17 protein-coding genes and 1 tRNA gene are annotated in these 18,249 nt (G+C 67.3%); 10 read left to right on the top strand and 8 right to left on the bottom strand.

The window, feature by feature from the left end:
• Positions 1-7: 7 nt before the first annotated feature.
• Genes sufC through sufB form a run of 4 tightly spaced genes read right to left on the bottom strand, consistent with a single transcriptional unit; the run spans position 8 to position 3,726 of the window.
• Positions 8-778, bottom strand: coding sequence for a Fe-S cluster assembly ATPase SufC (gene sufC / locus ACZZZQ_RS15505; protein ID WP_053096451.1), 771 nt, complete (start codon positions 776-778; stop codon positions 8-10).
• The gene (locus ACZZZQ_RS15500) at positions 779-1,105 is read right to left on the bottom strand and encodes a non-heme iron oxygenase ferredoxin subunit (RefSeq protein WP_053096453.1); all 327 of its coding nucleotides are present in this window, start codon (positions 1,103-1,105) and stop codon (positions 779-781) included.
• Positions 1,102-2,307: a Fe-S cluster assembly protein SufD gene (gene sufD, locus ACZZZQ_RS15495; protein ID WP_463507878.1), complete on the bottom strand. Its 1,206-nt coding sequence runs from the start codon at positions 2,305-2,307 to the stop codon at positions 1,102-1,104. Before sufD ends, ACZZZQ_RS15500 begins: the two co-directional genes overlap by 4 nt.
• Positions 2,308-3,726, bottom strand: a complete 1,419-nt coding sequence (gene sufB / locus ACZZZQ_RS15490; protein ID WP_053096457.1) for a Fe-S cluster assembly protein SufB — start codon at positions 3,724-3,726, stop codon at positions 2,308-2,310. It abuts the gene before it with no gap.
• Between the two features lie 232 nt (positions 3,727-3,958).
• On the opposite strand from sufB, the gene ACZZZQ_RS15485 reads away from it, so the two are divergent.
• On the top strand, positions 3,959-5,062 hold the full coding sequence (locus tag ACZZZQ_RS15485) for a COX15/CtaA family protein (RefSeq protein WP_463507877.1): 1,104 nt from the start codon (positions 3,959-3,961) through the stop codon (positions 5,060-5,062).
• Between the two features lie 72 nt (positions 5,063-5,134).
• Positions 5,135-5,578: a hypothetical protein gene (locus ACZZZQ_RS15480; RefSeq protein ID WP_463507876.1), complete on the top strand. Its 444-nt coding sequence runs from the start codon at positions 5,135-5,137 to the stop codon at positions 5,576-5,578.
• Here ACZZZQ_RS15480 and ACZZZQ_RS15475 read toward each other — a convergent pair.
• The gene (locus tag ACZZZQ_RS15475) at positions 5,524-6,429 is read right to left on the bottom strand and encodes a heme o synthase (protein ID WP_053099149.1); all 906 of its coding nucleotides are present in this window, start codon (positions 6,427-6,429) and stop codon (positions 5,524-5,526) included. The two genes, ACZZZQ_RS15480 and ACZZZQ_RS15475, sit on opposite strands and share 55 nt — an antisense overlap.
• Positions 6,430-6,794: 365 nt before the next feature.
• Between ACZZZQ_RS15475 and tkt the strand changes: the two genes are divergently transcribed.
• From tkt to pgl, 6 genes are read left to right on the top strand one after another with little or no spacing between them, the layout of a single operon-like run.
• Positions 6,795-8,891 carry a transketolase gene (tkt, locus tag ACZZZQ_RS15470; protein WP_463496768.1) on the top strand — a complete coding sequence of 699 codons (2,097 nt, stop codon included), beginning with the start codon at positions 6,795-6,797 and terminating at the stop codon, positions 8,889-8,891.
• The gene (tal, locus tag ACZZZQ_RS15465) at positions 8,888-10,000 is read left to right on the top strand and encodes a transaldolase (RefSeq protein WP_463507875.1); all 1,113 of its coding nucleotides are present in this window, start codon (positions 8,888-8,890) and stop codon (positions 9,998-10,000) included. Before tkt ends, tal begins: the two co-directional genes overlap by 4 nt.
• On the top strand, positions 9,997-11,604 hold the full coding sequence (locus tag ACZZZQ_RS15460; RefSeq protein WP_463507874.1) for a glucose-6-phosphate isomerase: 1,608 nt from the start codon (positions 9,997-9,999) through the stop codon (positions 11,602-11,604). The genes tal and ACZZZQ_RS15460 overlap by 4 nt, the downstream gene beginning before the upstream one ends.
• A gap of 22 nt (positions 11,605-11,626) precedes the next feature.
• Entirely contained in the window at positions 11,627-13,177 is a 1,551-nt protein-coding gene (gene zwf / locus ACZZZQ_RS15455) for a glucose-6-phosphate dehydrogenase (protein ID WP_053096466.1), read from the top strand.
• Entirely contained in the window at positions 13,174-14,109 is a 936-nt protein-coding gene (locus ACZZZQ_RS15450) for a glucose-6-phosphate dehydrogenase assembly protein OpcA (protein ID WP_053096468.1), read from the top strand. Before zwf ends, ACZZZQ_RS15450 begins: the two co-directional genes overlap by 4 nt.
• Positions 14,109-14,894, top strand: a complete 786-nt coding sequence (gene pgl / locus ACZZZQ_RS15445; protein WP_463496762.1) for a 6-phosphogluconolactonase — start codon at positions 14,109-14,111, stop codon at positions 14,892-14,894. Before ACZZZQ_RS15450 ends, pgl begins: the two co-directional genes overlap by 1 nt.
• Positions 14,895-14,906: 12 nt before the next feature.
• Here the strand turns inward: pgl and ACZZZQ_RS15440 are convergent, their stop codons facing one another.
• On the bottom strand, positions 14,907-15,890 hold the full coding sequence (locus ACZZZQ_RS15440; RefSeq protein WP_053096472.1) for a DMT family transporter: 984 nt from the start codon (positions 15,888-15,890) through the stop codon (positions 14,907-14,909).
• A 61-nt stretch (positions 15,891-15,951) separates the two neighbouring features.
• On the opposite strand from ACZZZQ_RS15440, the gene def reads away from it, so the two are divergent.
• Together def and ACZZZQ_RS15430 are read left to right on the top strand one after the other, a co-directional pair.
• A complete protein-coding gene (gene def, locus ACZZZQ_RS15435) occupies positions 15,952-16,518 on the top strand; it encodes a peptide deformylase (RefSeq protein ID WP_072591388.1) in 567 nt (188 codons plus the stop codon).
• 128 nt (positions 16,519-16,646) lie between these two features.
• Positions 16,647-17,153: a septum formation family protein gene (locus ACZZZQ_RS15430; RefSeq protein ID WP_261987781.1), complete on the top strand. Its 507-nt coding sequence runs from the start codon at positions 16,647-16,649 to the stop codon at positions 17,151-17,153.
• Between the two features lie 148 nt (positions 17,154-17,301).
• Here ACZZZQ_RS15430 and ACZZZQ_RS15425 read toward each other — a convergent pair.
• Both ACZZZQ_RS15425 and ACZZZQ_RS15420 read right to left on the bottom strand, forming a co-directional pair.
• A tRNA-Asn gene (locus ACZZZQ_RS15425) sits at positions 17,302-17,377 on the bottom strand.
• 96 nt (positions 17,378-17,473) lie between these two features.
• The gene (locus ACZZZQ_RS15420; RefSeq protein WP_053096485.1) at positions 17,474-18,247 is read right to left on the bottom strand and encodes an ATP-binding cassette domain-containing protein; all 774 of its coding nucleotides are present in this window, start codon (positions 18,245-18,247) and stop codon (positions 17,474-17,476) included.
• Between the last annotated feature and the right edge of the window lie 2 nt (positions 18,248-18,249).

The following is an 18,249-nucleotide window of genomic DNA, read 5'->3' as shown; positions in this document are numbered from 1 at the left end:
AATCAGCCTACGCCTCGATGGGGGCTGCGGGGTCGAGGAAACGGTCGTATCCCTCTTCCTCGAGCCGGTCTGCGAGCTCAGGGCCGCCCTCTTCGACGATCTTGCCCGCGACGACCACATGCACGAAGTCCGGACGGATGTAGCGGAGGATACGGGTGTAGTGCGTGATCAGCAGCACGCCGAGGCCGGTCGACTCCTTGGCGCGATTGACGCCTTCCGAGACGATCTTCAGCGCGTCGACGTCGAGGCCCGAGTCGGTCTCGTCGAGAATCGCGAACTGCGGCTTGAGGACCTCGAGCTGCAGGATCTCGTGACGCTTCTTCTCGCCACCGGAGAAGCCTTCGTTGACGTTGCGCTGAGCGAACTTCGGGTCCATGCGGAGGTTCGCCATGGCCGCCTTGACGTCCTTGGTCCAGCCGCGGATCGCCGGAGCTTCGCCGTCGAGTGCCGTCTTGGCGGTGCGGAGGAAGTTCGTCACCGTCACGCCGGGGATCTCGACCGGGTACTGCATCGCGAGGAACAGGCCGGCGCGCGCGCGCTCGTCGACGCTCATCGCGAGCACATCCTGGCCGTCGAAGGTGATCGAGCCGGAGGTCACGGTGTACTTCGGGTGGCCGGCGATCGTGTACGCGAGCGTCGACTTGCCCGAGCCGTTGGGGCCCATGATCGCGTGCGTCTCACCGGTGTTCATGGTGAGGGTGATTCCGTTGAGGATCGGGGTGGTACCCGCCTCGGTCTCGACCGTCACGTGCAGGTCGCGGATTTCGAGAACAGACATTCAGACTTCCTTCGTCACAGTCGGGTCGATGAGCACGTCGTCGCCGTCGATCTCGACGACGTAGACCGGAACGGGCTCATAAGCAGGGAGGTTCTGGGGCTTGCCGGTGAGCAGCGAGAACGCGGAGCCGTGGGCCCAGCACTCCACCGTGTCACCTTCGACGAAGCCTTCGGCGAGAGAGATGTCGCCATGCGTGCAGGTGTCCCCGATGGCGTGGATCACGCCTTCGGAGTCCTTGATCACGGTGATCGGGACGCCGTTCGGCTCGACGCGGATCGGCATGTCCTGCTCGAGTTCCGCGACGCCGCACACGCGCTCGGCGCTCATGCGTTCACCTCGGCGAGCTCCGTCTCGATCGCGTCGAGCAGCTCGGTCTCCAGCGCCCGGATCCCCAGGCGCTGAACGATGTCGGTGAGGAATCCGAGCACGACGAGTCGGCGCGCTTCCTCCTCGCTGATGCCGCGGGCCTGCAGGTAGAACAGCTGCTCGTCGTCGAAGCGCCCCGTGGCGCTGGCGTGGCCGGCGCCGAGGATGTCCCCGGTCTCGATCTCGAGGTTCGGGATCGAATCGGCGCGTGCACCCTCGGTGAGCACCAGGTTGCGGTTCGCCTCGTAGGAGTCGGTGCCCGTCGCGTCGGCGCCGATGAGCACGTCGCCGATCCAGACGCTGTGCGCTCCCTGCCCCTGGAGCGCACCCTTGTAGAGCACGTCGCCCTTGGTGTGCGGGCCCTTGTGGTGCAGGTAGACCTGGCTCTCGAGGTGCTGCCCGGCATCGGCGTAGGACAGTCCGTAGAGGTAGCCCTCGGATCCGGCGCCGGCGAGCTCGACGCTCGGGTTCACGCGCACGACTCCGCCGCCGAAGCTGATCACGAAGTGCTTGAGCGTGGCATCCGCATCGACCCTGGCCTGATGCGCAGAGGTGTGCACGGCCTCGTCCTGCCACTGCTGCAGGCTGATGACAGTGAGCTTCGCGCCATCGCGGACGATGATCTCGACGTTCTGCGAGTACTGCGCGGCTCCGGTGTGCTGGAGCACGACGGTGGCCGAGCTGTGCTCGAGGGCCTCGATCACGATGTGGGCATCGGCGCGCAGTTCGGCGCCGAGGCCCTCGATCGAGACGAGGATCGGCTCAGCGACCTCTTCTTCGCGCGGGATGCGGATGTGCAGCGCTTCGGACGAGCCCTGCCAGGCGACGGCCGCCGTGATGTCCTCGGCCAGGAAGACCTCCCCGCGCGGGGCATCACCCGCGGCGAGCGGTGCCGCCACGTACTTCTCGCCGTCACCGAACGAGTAGCGCACGCCCTCGGTCAGACCTGCCACCTCGAAGAGGGCGGAGAGCTTGGCCACCGGAGTGTGCTTCCAGTTGACCTCGCGGCCGGTCGGCGAACCGAAGTCGGCGGGTTCGAAGGAGTGCGGACGCTCCGAGCGGGTCTGCACCGGGACGAATCCGGCATCCGAGACCTGAGCTGCGGGGTCGATGTGCGCGTTCGTGTGCTGCGCCTCGCTGGGCGCTGTCGTCGAGGCCGCCATTTAGCCGACCGATCCTTCCATGCCCATTTCGATGAGCTTGTTCAATTCCATCGCGTACTCCATGGGCAGTTCGCGCGCGATCGGCTCGATGAAGCCGCGCACGATCATCGCCATCGCCTCGTCCTCGGGCATGCCGCGGGACTGCAGGTAGAAGAGCTGCTCCTCGCTGACCTTCGAGACGGTGGCCTCGTGGCCCAGCTGCACGTCGTCGACCCGGATGTCGATGGCCGGGTACGTGTCGGAGCGCGATTTCGTGTCCACCAGCAGCGCGTCGCAGCGCACGGTGTTCGCGGAGTGGTGCGCGTTCGCGTCCACCCTCACCTCGCCGCGGTATCCCGCACGTCCGCCGCCACGGGCGATCGACTTGGAGACGATCGACGACTGCGTGTACGGAGCCATGTGGATCATCTTCGCGCCGGCATCCTGGTGCTGGCCGGGACCCGCGAAGGCGACCGAGAGGGTCTCGCCCTTGGCGTGCTCGCCCATCAGGTAGATCGACGGGTACTTCATCGTCACCTTGGAGCCGATGTTGCCGTCGACCCACTCCATCGTCGCGCCCTCATGGGCGACGGCTCGCTTGGTGACGAGGTTGTAGACGTTGTTCGACCAGTTCTGGATCGTCGTGTACCGAACGCGGGCGTTCTTCTTCACGATGATCTCGACGACGGCCGAGTGCAGCGAGTCCGACTTGTAGATCGGAGCGGTGCAGCCCTCGATGTAGTGGACGTAGCTGTCCTCGTCGGCGATGATCAGGGTCCGCTCGAACTGGCCCATGTTCTCGGTGTTGATGCGGAAGTACGCCTGCAGCGGGATCTCGACGTGCACGCCCTTGGGGACGTAGACGAACGAACCTCCCGACCACACGGCCGTGTTGAGCGCGGCGAACTTGTTGTCGCCGGCCGGGATCACGGTGCCGAAGTACTCCTCGAAGAACTCGGGGTGCTCGCGGAGCGCGGTGTCGGTGTCCATGAAGATGACGCCCTGCTCCTCCAGATCCTCGCGGATCTGGTGGTAGACGACCTCGGACTCGTACTGCGCTGCGACGCCGGCGACGAGGCGCTGACGCTCGGCCTCGGGGATGCCGAGGCGCTCGTACGTCTCGCGGATCTCAGCCGGGAGATCCTCCCAGGACTGGGCCTGCTTCTCGGTCGAGCGCACGAAGTACTTGATGTTGTCGAAGTCGATCTCGCTGAGGTCTGCACCCCAGGTCGGCATCGGCTTGCGACCGAAGAGCTGATAGCCCTTGAGTCGGGTCTTCAGCATCCATTCGGGCTCGTGCTTGAGCGCCGAGATCCCGCGGACCACCTCTTCGGAGATACCGCGCTTGGCGATGGCTCCGGCGGCATCTTCGTCATGCCACCCGAATTCGTACACCCCCAGGCCGTCAAGCTCCGGGCGGTCGATCAGCACATCCGACATCACACACTCTCCTCACAGGTCCCAAACGGTGTCATCCGCCCCGACACACCTGATCCCCGTCGAGTCTGCGGGAGCGGGTGCCGTTGGTGGGCCCTCATCACCGGCGCATCCATCGCGCCTAAACTGTTAGCGATGCTTCAGCGCGGTCAGCGCTCATCACAACAATCCGATTCTACAGGTTCCGCCTGAAGACAGGGCCGCTCGCCGTGTCCGGCGCGGTTCGGAGAGACTTATGCCCGAGACGACGATCTTCTCCCCCACGAACGCGGCAGCGTCGACGCATGCGATCCTCTGGGGACGAGCGCTTCGCGTCTTCGCCTGGCTCTCATTCCTCGCGCAGACCATCATCATCGGCACCGGCGGTGCCGTGCGGCTGACCGGATCAGGCCTCGGATGCTCCGAGTGGCCGCTCTGCACGCCGGAGTCGCTCGTCCCGATCTATGCCGATCAGGGAATCCACGGCATCATCGAGTTCGGCAACCGCGTCATGACGGGTGTGGTCGGCGTCATCGCCCTCGCCGTCCTGCTGCTCATGCTGGCGCGCACCGGGGGGAAGGCCACGGTGTTCTCGGCCCTCCGCTTCGCCGCCGCCGGAATCGTGGCGGCCGGGGTCGTGTTCTTCGTCTTCACGCTCGTCGACCTCCCCGCCACGCCCTTCGCGATGGCGGCTCTGCTCGTGACGGTCATCGCCGCCACGGTCAGATCGGTCAGGGTGACGACCGAAAGGCGGGATCTCGTCATCCTCGCCTGGGTCGTGCTGATCGGCGTCGTCGCGCAGGCTCTTGTGGGCGGCATCACGGTGCTCACGGGACTGAACCCCTTCATCGTCGGATTCCACTACGTGTCGTCCCTCCTCCTTGTGTGCGTGACCGCGGCCTTCCTGGTCAGGCTCTACGCCGCGCCCGGACCGCGTGAGCGCACGGTGCCGACCTGGTTCGCGGCACTGAGCCACATCACCGGTCTCGCCCTCGCCGTGACGATCCTGTTCGGCGTGCTGACCACCGGTTCCGGGCCGCACTCCGGCGACGCGGCCGTCGAGCGCCAGGGATTCGACGCCACGGTGCTCGCCCACGTGCACTCCTGGCCGGGATACATCCTCGCCGCGCTCGTCGTCACCTTGACGATCGCCGCGTGGGTGCTGCACCTACGACCGCGCAGATGGCTGCTCGTGCTCGTGCTGGCGATCCTGGTGCAGGTCGGCGTGGGCGTGTGGCAGGCGCGCGAAGGCCTCCCGCCGGTGCTCGTGGGCATCCACATGGTGCTCGCCTCGCTGTCGGCGGCTGCGTACACCGTGGTGGTGCTGAACCTGAAGAAGCCGGCCGCTGCGGAGGCCTGACCGCGGCTGCGCACAGAGGATGCATAGCCCCGGCATCAGCGGCTCATCAGTTCGTCGTGCACCGTTGCGGACATGAACAAGTCACTGACACGCAGCATCGGCTTCTGGCTCCTCCTCGTGCTCTCGCTCGCTTCAGCGGGAGTGGGCGGGTGGCTGATCGCCGGCCAGGTCGGCACCATGACGAGCACTCTGCTCGACGGCACGGCGACCGGCATCGAGGTCTACGTGGGGCAGTCGCTCGTCGTCGTCGGAGCCGCGCTTCTGGGCGCCGGCGTCATCGGCGTGCTGATCGCCGTCGGTCTGAGTGCGGTGCAGGCGCTCCTGCCTTCTCCTGCACCCGCAGTCGTCGGGCCGATCGATGGGACGAACGAATCAGCTCAGGCCGACGAGGTCGACACCATCGACTCCGAGATCCCCGCGACAGCGGCGGACGACGAGCTGGTCGGCGGCGCCGAGCAGGATCAGAACGGCAGCAGCGGGTCGACCGCGACGGCCACGAAGATCAGCGTCAGATAAGTGATCGAGGCGTGGAAGACTCGCATCGGCCGCGCCTCGTTGCCTCGCACCGCCTGGTTGTACAGGCGGTGCGACTCATAGATGAACCAGCCGCCGAACACCGCGGCGGAGACGCCGTAGACGAGGCCCATGTTCGCGATCGGGATCAGCAGCAGCGAGCAGGCGACGGTCGCCCAGGCATAGAGGATGACCTGGAGGCCGACCTGTGAGGCGTTGCGGGTGACACCGAGCATGGGCACGTCGACGTCGTCGTAGTCGTCCTTGTACTTCATCGACAGCGGCCAGTAATGCGGCGGCGTCCAGAGGAAGATGAGCGCGAACAGGATGAACGCGGGCCAGTCGAGCGAGCCGGTGACGGCAGCCCAGCCGATGAGCACCGGGAAGCACCCGGCGATGCCGCCCCAGATGATGTTCTGCTCGGTGCGTCGCTTGAGGATCATCGTGTAGATGACGACGTAGAAGAAGATGGCGGATGCCGACAGCGTGGCCGCCAGCCAGTTCGTGGTGAACCACAGCCATACGGTCGAGACGACGGCGAGCGTCCAGGAGAAGATCAGCGCGCCTCGCGGGCTGATCTCGCCGGTCACCAGCGGACGGTTCTCCGTGCGATGCATGTGGGCATCGATGTCGCGGTCGAGGTACATGTTGAACGCCGCAGCCGAGCCGGCGCTCAGCGACCCGCCGATCACGGTGGCCAGCACGAGCCACATGTCGGGAAGACCGCCCTGAGCGAGGAACATCACCGGGACGGTCGACACCAGCAGCAGTTCGAGGACGCGCGGCTTGGTGAGGGCGACGTACGCCTTCACGGTGCGACCGATGGACTTCTTCACAACGGTCTGATCAGACATCGTCGAGATCTCGATCGCCTCCTCCACACGCGTCACGACAGCGTTTCCCAGTCTAGGGCACGCCGGGCGCAGGGCTCGCCCGCCCCGATGATCAGCGCTCCACCGACCCTCGCATCCGGGCTCCCGGGACGCGACGGGATCGCGTTCCAGGACTCCTGACCCGCAGTTCCACCGCTCATCGGAAGCCTCGACGAAGGCATGGAATTACTGGACGGGCGGAGCGTTGTAAAGGGGGTAACGAGTCGAACCTCGGCGCTATGCTGAAATGACTCGCGCGTCCGGCGCACATCACAAACCCCTCCGTATCGTTGCGGACTGCGATCGTGCAATCCGGCGCTCTCGAACAGTTGCAGAAGGGCTTCACAGTGTCGGAATTGCAGTGGGATGAGATCGACCGACGCGCGGTGGACACCGCGCGTCTTCTGGCTGCGGATGCCGTGGAGAAGGTCGGCAACGGCCACCCCGGCACCGCGATGAGCCTGGCTCCGGCCGCGTATCTCCTCTATCAGCGGGTGCTTCGTCACGACCCGACCGACACCGACTGGCTGGGTCGTGACCGTTTCATCCTCTCGGTCGGACACTCCTCTCTCACCCAGTACGTGCAGCTCTACCTCGGCGGCTTCGGCCTCGAGCTCGACGACCTCAAGGCACTGCGCACGTGGGGTTCCCTCACCCCGGGCCACCCCGAATACGGTCACACCAAGGGCGTCGAGATCACCACCGGCCCGCTGGGACAGGGACTCGCTTCCGCCGTCGGCTTCGCCTACGCCGCCCGCTACGAGCGCGGCCTGTTCGACCCCGAGGCAGAGGCGGGCACCAGCCCGTTCGATCACTTCGTCTACGTGATCGCCGGTGACGGCGACCTCCAGGAAGGCGTCACCAGCGAGGCCTCCTCGCTCGCGGGCCACCAGGAGCTCGGCAACCTCATCGCGATCTACGACTCCAACCAGATCTCGATCGAGGACGACACGAACGTCGCCTTCACCGAAGACGTCGCCAAGCGCTACGAGGCCTACGGCTGGCAGGTCCAGGTCGTCGACTGGAAGAAGACCGGCGAGTACGTCGAGGATGTCGCCGAGCTCAACGCGGCGATCGAGGCCGCGAAGGGCGAGACCTCGAAGCCGTCGCTCATCATCCTGAAGACGATCATCGGCTGGCCCTCGCCCGGCAAGCAGAACTCCGGCAAGATCCACGGCTCCGCGCTCGGTGGCGACGAGCTCGCCGCAACGAAGAAGGTCCTGGGCTTCGACCCCGAAGAGCACTTCGCCATCGCCGACGACATCATCGCCCACACCCGCGCACTCGCGGATCGCGCCGCGGAGACCCGCGCCGAGTGGCAGAAGTCGTTCGACGCGTGGGCGGCGGCCAACCCTGAGCGCAAGGCGCTGCTCGACCGCCTCGAGGCGAAGCAGCTGCCAGCCGACATCACCTCGGCGCTCCCCGTCTTCGAAGGCGGCAAGGACGTCTCGACGCGTGCGGCCTCCGGTCAGGTCATCAACGCCCTCGCCGCCGAGCTCCCCGAGCTCTGGGGCGGATCGGCCGACCTCGCCGAGTCGAACCTCACCACGATCAAGGACTCGAAGTCCTTCATCCCCGCCGAGTGGTCGACCCACGAGTGGTCGGGCGACCCCTACGGCCGCGTGCTGCACTTCGGCATCCGCGAGCACGCCATGGGCGCCATCGTCAACGGCATCGTGCTGCACGGCCCGACGCGCGCCTTCGGCGGCACCTTCCTCATCTTCAGCGACTACATGCGCCCGCCGGTGCGTCTGGCCGCGCTGATGAACGTCCCGAGCATCTTCGTCTGGACCCACGACTCCGTCGCCCTCGGAGAAGACGGCCCGACGCACCAGCCCGTCGAGCAGATCGCGACGCTCCGCGCCATCCCGAACTTCACCCTGGTGCGTCCGGCTGACGCCAACGAGACCTCGGCCGCCTGGCTCGAGATCCTCCGACGCCACGAGGGCCCCACCGGCATCGCGCTGACCCGTCAGAACATCCCGGTGTTCGAGCGCGGCCAGGGTGCAGCCGACGGCGACCTCTTCGCCTCGACAGACGGTGTCTCGAAGGGTGCATATGTGCTCGCCGAGGCGCCGAACGGCACCCCCGACGTGATCATCATCGCGACCGGGTCCGAGGTCCAGCTGGCGGTCGACGCCCGGGCGGCCCTGGCCGACGAGGGCGTCAACGTCCGCGTCGTGTCGGCTCCCTCGCTCGAGTGGTTCGACGAGCAGGACGAGGCATACCGCGAGTCGGTCCTGCCGAAGGCCGTCACCGCCCGCGTCTCGGTCGAGGCCGGCTCCGTCCTCAGCTGGCGCGGCATCGTGGGCGACCGCGGCCGTTCGGTCGGCATCGACCACTTCGGCGCCTCCGCCGACTACAAGACCCTGTTCCAGAAGTTCGGCATCACCACCGAGGCCGTCATCGCGGCCGCACGCGAGACCATCAAGGAGAACGCATGAGCACCCCCACCGCAGACCTCGCAGCAGCCGGTGTCAGCATCTGGCTCGACGACCTGTCCCGCACCCGCATCTCGTCCGGCAACCTCGCCGAGCTGATCGAGTCGCGCAACGTGGTCGGCGTGACCACCAACCCGACGATCTTCGCGAACGCGATCACCGACAAGAACAACACCTCGTACGACGCTCAGGTCACCGAGCTCGCAGCGTCGGGCGCCACGGCGGAAGAGGCCGTGTTCGCCGCGACCACGCAGGACGTCGCCGCCGCTCTCGACGTCTTCCGCCCCGTGTGGGAGAAGTCGGGCCACGTCGACGGCCGCGTCTCCATCGAGGTCTCCCCCGACCTCGCGCATGACACCGAGGGCACCGTCGCACAGGCCAAGCAGCTGTGGGCAAAGGTCGACCGTCCGAACCTGCTCGTGAAGATCCCCGCGACGAAGGCGGGCCTGCCTGCCATCACCGAGGCGATCGCATCGGGCATCAGCGTCAACGTCACCCTGATCTTCAGCCTCGAGCGCTACGCCGAGGTCATCGACGCCTACCTCACCGGTCTCGAGCGCGCGCACAGCGCCGACTTCGATCTGTCGAGCATCCACTCCGTGGCCTCGTTCTTCGTGTCGCGCGTCGACACGGAGACCGACAAGCGCCTCTCGGCGATCGGAACCGACGAGGCCGAGGCGCTCAAGAGCAAGGCGGGCCTCGCGAACGCGCGTCTCGCCTATGAGCTCTACGAGCAGAAGTTCGCCGAGAAGCGTGCGCAGGACCTCATCAAGCTGGGCGCCAACCCGCAGCGTCCGCTGTGGGCGTCGACCGGCGTCAAGGACCCGGCCCTGCCCGACACGCTCTACGTCACCGAGCTCGTGGCAAAGGACGTCGTCAACACGATGCCGGAGAAGACGCTCGAGGCCACCTTCGACCACGGCGTCGTCACCGGTGACACGATCACGGGCGGCTACGACGAGGCTCGCGCCGTGTTCGCCGGTCTCGCCGACCTCGGCATCGACTTCGCCGACGTCACCCAGGTGCTCGAGGACGAGGGCGTCGCCAAGTTCATCGACTCCTGGCACGATCTGCTGACGCAGGTGGCTGAGGGCCTCGAGGCGCAGCGATGACGTTTGCGATCCACGCCTCGGGCGCGGCTCGGGTCGCGATCGACGAGACGGTTCCCGCTCTCGTCCACGACCTGGTCGCCTCGCGGGTGACCGGCGGTGACGCAGCCCTGTGGGGTCCCGCCGCCGAGTCCGAGGCGTCGATCCGCCTGGGCTGGGTCGAGGCGGTATCCGTCTCGCGCCCCCTCGTCGCCGAGATCGTCGCCCTCCGCGCCGATCTGCACGCGAAGGGTGTGAATCGGGTGGTGCTCGCCGGCATGGGCGGGTCATCGCTCGCCCCCGAGGTGATCGCCCAGACCGCCGGTGTCCCGCTGACGATTCTCGACTCGACCGCGCCGAGCCAGGTGCTCGCCGCGCTCGACGAGGGCCTGGAGAACACCGTGCTGGTCGTCTCCTCGAAGTCAGGCTCGACCGTCGAGACCGACTCGCAGCGTCGCACTTTCGAGGCCGCGTTCCGCGACGTGGGCATCGACCCGCTCGAGCGCATCATCGTCGTGACCGACCCGGGCTCGCCGCTCGACGTCTCCGCCCGTGAAGCCGGCTACCGCGTGTTCAACGCCGACCCGCACGTCGGCGGACGGTACTCGGCCCTCACCGCCTTCGGCCTCGTACCGTCGGGGCTCGCGGGCGCTAACATCGCCGAGCTCCTCGACGAGGCCGAGGCCTCGCTCCTCGAGGTCGCCATCGACTCGGCCGACAACCCGGCACTCCGGCTGGCCGCGGCGATCTCCGCCACCACGCCGCGACGCGACAAGCTCGGTCTCATCACCGACGGCACGCACATCAACGGGCTCCCCGACTGGATCGAGCAGCTCATCGCGGAGTCCACCGGCAAGGACGGCACCGGCATCCTGCCCGTCGTCCTGCTGCCCGTGTCGCCGGAGCTCGACTCCCGACCCGCCGATCTCCAGATCGTGCGGCTCGTCGACGACGCGAACGAGTTCCACCTGCGCGAACGTCACGAGGGCGAGATCCTCGTCAGCGGTTCGCTGGGTGCGCAGCTCATCGTCTGGGAGTACGCGACCGCCATCGCCGGGTATCTGCTCGGCATCAACCCGTTCGACCAGCCCGACGTCGAGTCGGCGAAGGTCGCCGCCCGTGGACTGCTGGATGCACGTCCCGCTCCGACGGCACCGGCGTTCGTCGAGAACGGCGTCGAGGTCCGCGTCTCCGACCCCGCTCTCGCGGCGTCGGGAACCGTCGAGGGCGTGCTCGACGCGCTGTGGGCTGCGCTGCCGGAAGACGGCTACGTGTCGATCCAGGCATACGTCAACAGGCTCGACGTCCCGCAGCTGCAGGGTCTCCGCGAGCTCGTCGCCGCCGACTCCGGTCGGCCGACGACGTTCGGATGGGGACCCCGGTTCCTGCACTCCACCGGCCAGTACCACAAGGGCGGGCCGGCGCAGGGCGTGTTCCTGCAGATCCTGGAGCGCACGGATGTCGACCTCGAGATCCCCGAGCGCCCGTTCACGTTCGGACAGCTCATCGAGGCACAGGCCGCCGGCGATGCCGGTGTCCTCGCCGAGCACGGCCGTCCGGTCGTCTCCCTGACGATCACCGATTCGTCGGCCGACGTCCTCACCCTCTTCGAAGCCGCACAGAAGTAACAGCCAGGAGAATCCCCCACCGATGTCTGTTCCCATCTCGCGCGGGCACAACCCGCTGCGTGACCCCGATGATCGCCGCCTCAACCGGATCGCCGGGCCCAGCGCCCTCGTGATCTTCGGTGTGACCGGAGATCTGTCACGCAAGAAGCTCATGCCCGCCGTCTACGATCTCGCCAACCGCGGACTCCTGCCTCCCGGATTCGCCCTCGTGGGCTTCGCCCGTCGAGACTGGGAGGACCAGGACTTCGCCCAGGTCGTGTACGACGCCGTGAAGCAGCATGCACGCACGCCCTTCCGCGAAGAGACGTGGGCGCAGCTGCTGCAGGGCATCCGCTTCGTCTCGGGCGAGTTCGACAACCCCGAGTCCTTCCGCAAGCTGCGCGACACGGTCGATCAGCTCGACGTCGAACGCGGCACGATGGGCAACCACGCGTTCTACCTGTCGATCCCGCCGAAGGATTTCCCCCTCGTCGCGAAGCAGCTCAAGGACTCCGGCCTCGTCGGAGCGAATGACGACGACGATGAGCGCTGGCGACGCGTCGTGATCGAGAAGCCGTTCGGCCACGACCTCGAGTCGGCGCGCGAACTCAATGCCGCCCTCGAGGTGGCGTTCTCCGCCGACTCGATCTTCCGCATCGACCACTACCTCGGCAAGGAGACGGTCCAGAACATCCTGGCCCTGCGCTTCGCGAACGAGCTGTACGAACCGATCTGGAACCGCAACTACGTCGACCACGTGCAGATCACGATGGCCGAGGACATCGGCGTCGGTGGCCGTGCGGGCTACTACGACGGCGTCGGCGCGGCGCGCGATGTCATCCAGAACCACCTGCTGCAGCTGCTCGCGCTCACCGCCATGGAAGAGCCGATCAGCCTGTCCGCCGAGCACCTGCGTGCCGAGAAGGAGAAGGTTCTCGCTGCGGTCCACGTGCCGGAGGATCTCTCGCTCGCGACCGCCCGCGGGCAGTACGCGGGCGGCTGGCAGGGTGGCGAGCAGGTGACCGGATTCCTGGACGAGGACGGGATGAACCCCGAGTCCGCGACCGAGACCTATGCCGCTATCAAGCTGGAGATCGACACCCGACGCTGGTCCGGCGTCCCGTTCTACCTTCGCACCGGGAAGCGTCTGGGGCGTCGTGTGACCGAGGTCGCCGTCGTGTTCAAGAAGGCACCGGAGCACCTCTTCGGCCGCTCGAACACGGCAGAGCTCGGCCAGAACGCGCTCGTCATCCGCGTCCAGCCCGATGAGGGCGTCACGATCCGCTTCGGATCGAAGGTGCCCGGAAACGGCACCAACGTGCGCGATGTCACCATGGACTTCGGTTACGGCCACGCGTTCACCGAGGCGAGCCCTGAGGCGTACGAACGTCTGATCCTCGACGTGCTCCTGGGCGACCCGCCGCTGTTCCCGCGCCATGAGGAGGTCGAGCTCTCCTGGAAGATCCTCGACCCCGTGGAGAAGTACTGGGCAGCCGAGGGCGGCCCGGTCGACCAGTACGCACCCGGTTCGTGGGGTCCGGCATCCGCCGACGACCTCCTTGCCCGTGATGGACGAGTGTGGAGACGCCCATGATCATCGACCTTCCCGACACGACCGTCAGCCAGGTCGCCAAGCAGCTCGTCAAGGTGCGCGAAGAGGGCGGCGCCGTCGCACTCGGCCGTGTGCTCACGCTGATCATCTCTGCACGCAACGGCGTCGCAGAGGCAGCGATCGACGCGGCAAACGACGCGTCCCGCGAGCACCCCATGCGTGTCATCGTTCTCACCACGGGTGAGGGCGAGTCGCGTCTCGACGCTCAGATCCGTGTCGGCGGTGACGCCGGCGCCTCCGAGGTCGTCGTCCTCCGGGCCTACGGAGACGCCGCCAGCAACGAGGAGAGCCTGGTCACAGGTCTGCTCCTGCCCGACGCCCCCGTCGTCGCCTGGTGGCCCGAAGAGGCGCCGACATCGCCGGCCTCGTCTCCCCTCGGCAAGATCGCGCAGCGCCGCATCACGGATGCCGCGACCGCACCCGATGTTCGCGACCGCCTGGGACTGCTCGGCGAGACCCACGCGCCCGGCGACACCGACCTCGCGTGGACCCGTCTCACGCACTGGCGCGAGCAGCTCGCCGCCGTGCTCGATCAGCCGCCGTTCGAAGAGGTCACCGCTGTCGAGGTGCGCGGTGGATCGGCCTCGCCGTCGACCGCGCTGCTCGCCGCGTGGCTGCAGATGGCCCTCGACGTCCCGGTGACCTGGTCGTACGAAGACCCCGAGCACTGGCAGGAGGGCATCAAGTCGGTGCGTCTGCACCGCTCGTCGGGCGACATCCTGCTCGAGCGGCCCACGCCCGGCGTGGCCGTGCTCACGCAGCCCGACCAGCCCGACCACGACCTGCACCTGCCGCGCCGCACGCTGCGGGAGTGCCTCGCCGAGGAGCTGCGACGCCTCGACCCCGACGTCCTGTACGGTCGAGTGATCACCGAGGGCTGGGAGAAACTGGGTCCGCCCCAGACAGGAGAATGATGTCGACGAAGACAGCGCCCGCAGAGAAGCGGGTCGTGGTCGAAGCCACGCCCGCAGCACTTGCCGCGAGCGTGGCCGACAGATTCCTGACGCGCCTTCGTGCGCGCACGCGCAACGGCCGCATCGCCCACATCGCCCTCACCGGCGGTTCGATGGGCGGTGCGGTTCTGCGTGCGACGCGCGACGACCCCAGGTCGGCTCAGATCGACTGGTCGCTGGTGCACTTCTGGTGGGGCGATGAGCGGTTCGTCGCTCGCGACGACGCAGATCGCAATGCGGTGCAGTCGCGTGAGGCCCTGCTCGACCACATTCCCGTCCCCGCCGAGAACATCCACGAGGTCGCTGCTGCGGACGAGGGGCTGACCCTCGACGAGGCCGCGTCGGCGTACGCGGCGGATCTCGCGCGCTACGGGACCGACGAGCACCCGTGGCCGTCGTTCGCGGTCTGCTTCCTCGGCGTGGGGCCCGACGGCCACATCGCCTCACTCTTCCCCGATCGCCCCGAGGTCACCGTGACGGACGCCGCCGCGCTGCCGGTTCGCGACTCTCCCAAGCCTCCGCCGGAGCGTGTCACGCTGACGCGCCCGGTGCTCAACGCGTCGAAGCGTGTCTGGCTGGTCCTCACCGGCGCGGACAAGGCGTCGGCGCTCGGACTCGCCCTCGCGGGCGCGAGCTACACCAACGTTCCGGCCGCGGGCGCCAAGGGCCGCAAGCGCACCGTCTTCTTCGTCGACGAGGCCGCTGCGTCGGAGGTCTCTCCCGACCTCATCGACCCGGCGTACTGAAGTCCAGAGAAATCAGGCCTCGGGGTCTTTTGTCGCGTCGTCACTGCCGCGCGTGATCCCGAGGTCCTGGCTGTCGCTCAGCACCTGCGGGTGATACCGCGCGAGGTTGACGACGCCCCAGATCGCGATGGCACCGGCCACGGCGAAGATCACGAGAACCCACGGCGGTGACGCCGCGGCCTCTCCGAGCACGACCATGCCGATGAGCACGGCGACCATGGGGTCGACGACCGTCAGTCCGGCGATGACAAGATCCGGCGGCCCTGAGCTGTAGGCGGACTGGACGAAGTACGCTCCGACGGCGCCGGCCGCGATCAGCGCGATGACGCACACGAGGGTGATCCACTCGAAGTTGCCGGCGCTGATCCGGCTGATGACGGCTTTGGCGAGAGTGGCGACGAAACCGTAGAGGATGCCGGCGCCGATGACGTAGAACAGAGCGCGCATGCGGTGGCGGAGCACCAGCCAGCAGGCGCCGAGCACGATGATGACGACCAGCAGGATCGCCAGGATCGTGAAGAGCTCGGTGTCGGTGATCTCCTTCTCCGTGGCGTAGATCGCCGCGAAGAAGACGAACAGGAAGATGCCGCCCACACAGCAGACGATCGCGATGATCGACTTCCTGGTCGGCGAATGACCCGAGATCCGTGCGTTGAGCAGCGTGGTGATGACAAGCGCGATGGCGCCGAGCGGCTGCACGACCATCAGCGGCGCTTGAGAGAGCGCCGCGAGCTGACACACGATCGCCAGGCCGAGCATCAGCGTTCCGGCTATCCAGGAGGGCCGGGTGAGCAGGCCCTTCATCTGGCTCATGCTCAGACCGCTGGCTCCGTCGGATCCGCTGAGCCGCTCCACCTTCTCGACGCCACGATGCTGATACTGCGCGCCGAGAGACATGAAGACGGCACCCGCAAGCGCGAGGGGGATGCCGAGGAGCAGTTTCGGGTTCTGGAAGACACCGACCAGCTGCTCGGTGACGTCTTCCGCCCCAGTCATCCATACGGAGATGCTCACCCTTCGACCCTACCCGGCGATGTGCGCCGAGTAGGGTTATGGCGTGGCTGTTCTTCCTATTCGCATCATGGGCGACCCCGTCCTGCACTCCCCCGCTTCCGTCGTCGAGGAGATCTCCGACGACATCCGCACGCTCGTCGCCGACATGTTCGAGACGATGGACCGGGCCCCGGGAGTCGGTCTCGCCGCACCCCAGGTCGGTGTGCCGCTGCGCATCTACACGTACGCGTACGTCGACGATGACGAGCAGCCGTGGCGTGGCGTGATCATCAACCCGGAGCTCTGGATGGTGCCGCTGGAGCCCGGCGAGCCGGACGACGAGCTGGAGTCCGAAGGCTGCCTCTCGTTCCCGGGTGAGCGATTCCCGCTGCGGCGCTCGGAGCGGGTGCGGGTCTCAGGCGTCGATCTCGACGGGGCGCCGGTGGAGATCGCGGTCGACGGCTGGCGCGCCCGCATCATGCAGCACGAGTTCGACCACCTCGACGGCATCCTCTACATCGACCGCCTCTCGGACGGCGACTGGAAGACCGTCCAGAAGATCGCGAAGAAGCGCGGGTGGGGCAAGCCCGGCGCGAGCTGGGTCCCCGGCATCGACGATCTGGAAGCCTGACCTCCCCTCCCAGCCCGCTCACAGGCTTCTCGGAGTTGCATCACAGACTCCGGCCCGGATACCGTGCTTGAGGTGGTATTTCAATATGCCACTCACCAAGAGGCTCTGGAGGGGACGAAATGATGAAGATGCGCACGCGACGCGCACTGGCGCTGGCAGGTTCTGCTGTGGCGCTGTCGGTCGCACTGACCGGCTGCAGCGCGCTGAACGGCATCCTGGGGGGCGGTTCGGGCGACGCCGACCGCGACGAGGACACCGGACAGGTGACCGAGAGCTCGAACATCGACATCTTCTCGCTGAAGCTCGGCGACTGCAAGATGGCGAGTGCAAGCGGTCTCATCGAGGACGCCGACGTCGTCCCGTGCGACCAGCCGCACGATGAAGAGGTCTACTACGAGATCACGATGGACGACGGCGAGTTCTCCGAGGAGAACATCGACGCCGCGTCGCAGGAGTGCATCGGCGACGCCTACACGAGCTTCGTCGGTGTCGCCTTCGAGGCCTCGGTGCTCGAGGTCTACCCGATCACGCCGACCCAGCAGACCTGGGACGAGCTGAACGACCGCGTCGTGCAGTGCGTGATCTCCGACCCCGCCGGCCAGACCACCGGGTCACTCAAGGGCGCAGCGCGCTGATCTCGCTCTGATCCACCGAACGAGGCTCCGTCATCCGACGGGGCCTCGTTCGCGTATCCGGAGGTCACCATCGAATGACCTCGAAGAGACAGTAGCGGGGACTCGCACCGCATAAAGGGAAAAGCCCCTCCGAAGAGGGGCTTTTCATTGGCTCCCCGGCTTGGACTCGAACCAAGAACCTGCCGGTTAACAGCCGGCTGCTCTGCCAATTGAGCTACCGAGGAATGTGCTCCGCTGTGCGGGCAACTCGTCAATCCTAGCAAACTCCGGAGCGTGCTCGTGACACGGGCCGCAGGTCGGGCGTGTCGTCGGCACCCCTGTCAGTGGCCCGAATCCGCCTCGGCGTTGGGCGCCCACAGCAGGTCCTTGCCGACACCGCGGGCGACCACGTGACCCCCGCGCAGCATCAGCGTCTCCGCATTCAGCTCACGGATGAAGTCGGCGTCGTTCGTCACCAGCAGCGCGCCCATCCCCTGCTCCTTGCGCCGACGGGTGATCGCGTCGAACACCACGGGCCGCACCTCGAGATCGAGGTTGGCGAGGATCTCGTCGGCGATGAGCACCCAGGGCTCGAGCACGAACGATCGCGCGATCGCCACGCGCTGACGCATGCCTGCGCTCAACTCGTACGGGAACCTCGCTGCTGTTCCGAGAGGCAGGTGCAACTCGTCGAGCAGCGTCGCGACGCGAATGGAGAGCGCCTGGGTATTGACCCGCTTCTCGCGGATCAGGATCGGCTCTGAGATGATCTCGCTCACCGTGAGCTGGGGAGGGAGGTCGGCACCGGCGCCCTGCGGAACGAATCCCGTGCGGTAGGTCAGCAGGCGATGCTTGCGACCCGGCCGGCGGATGTCGACTCCGCACACCTGAGCGCTGCCTCCGACGACCCGGACCGACGGATCCGTGGATCCTGCCAGCGCCGCGACGAGCGTCGACTTGCCCGAGCCGGTCGGGCCGGCGACGCAGATGAGCTCGCCCGGTGCGAGAGCGAAGCTCACCCCGTCGATCGCGCGGGTGGGGCCGCTGTGCCCGATTCGATCGATGACCAGATCAGAGCTGTCGATCGCGTTGGTCGATTCGGGCCGGGAGAACATTC

It is taken from the genome of Microbacterium sp. AC132 (assembly GCF_979258525.1).
Note: the sequence above shows the minus strand (reverse complement) of the source record. Positions and strands in the feature narration are given on the sequence as shown.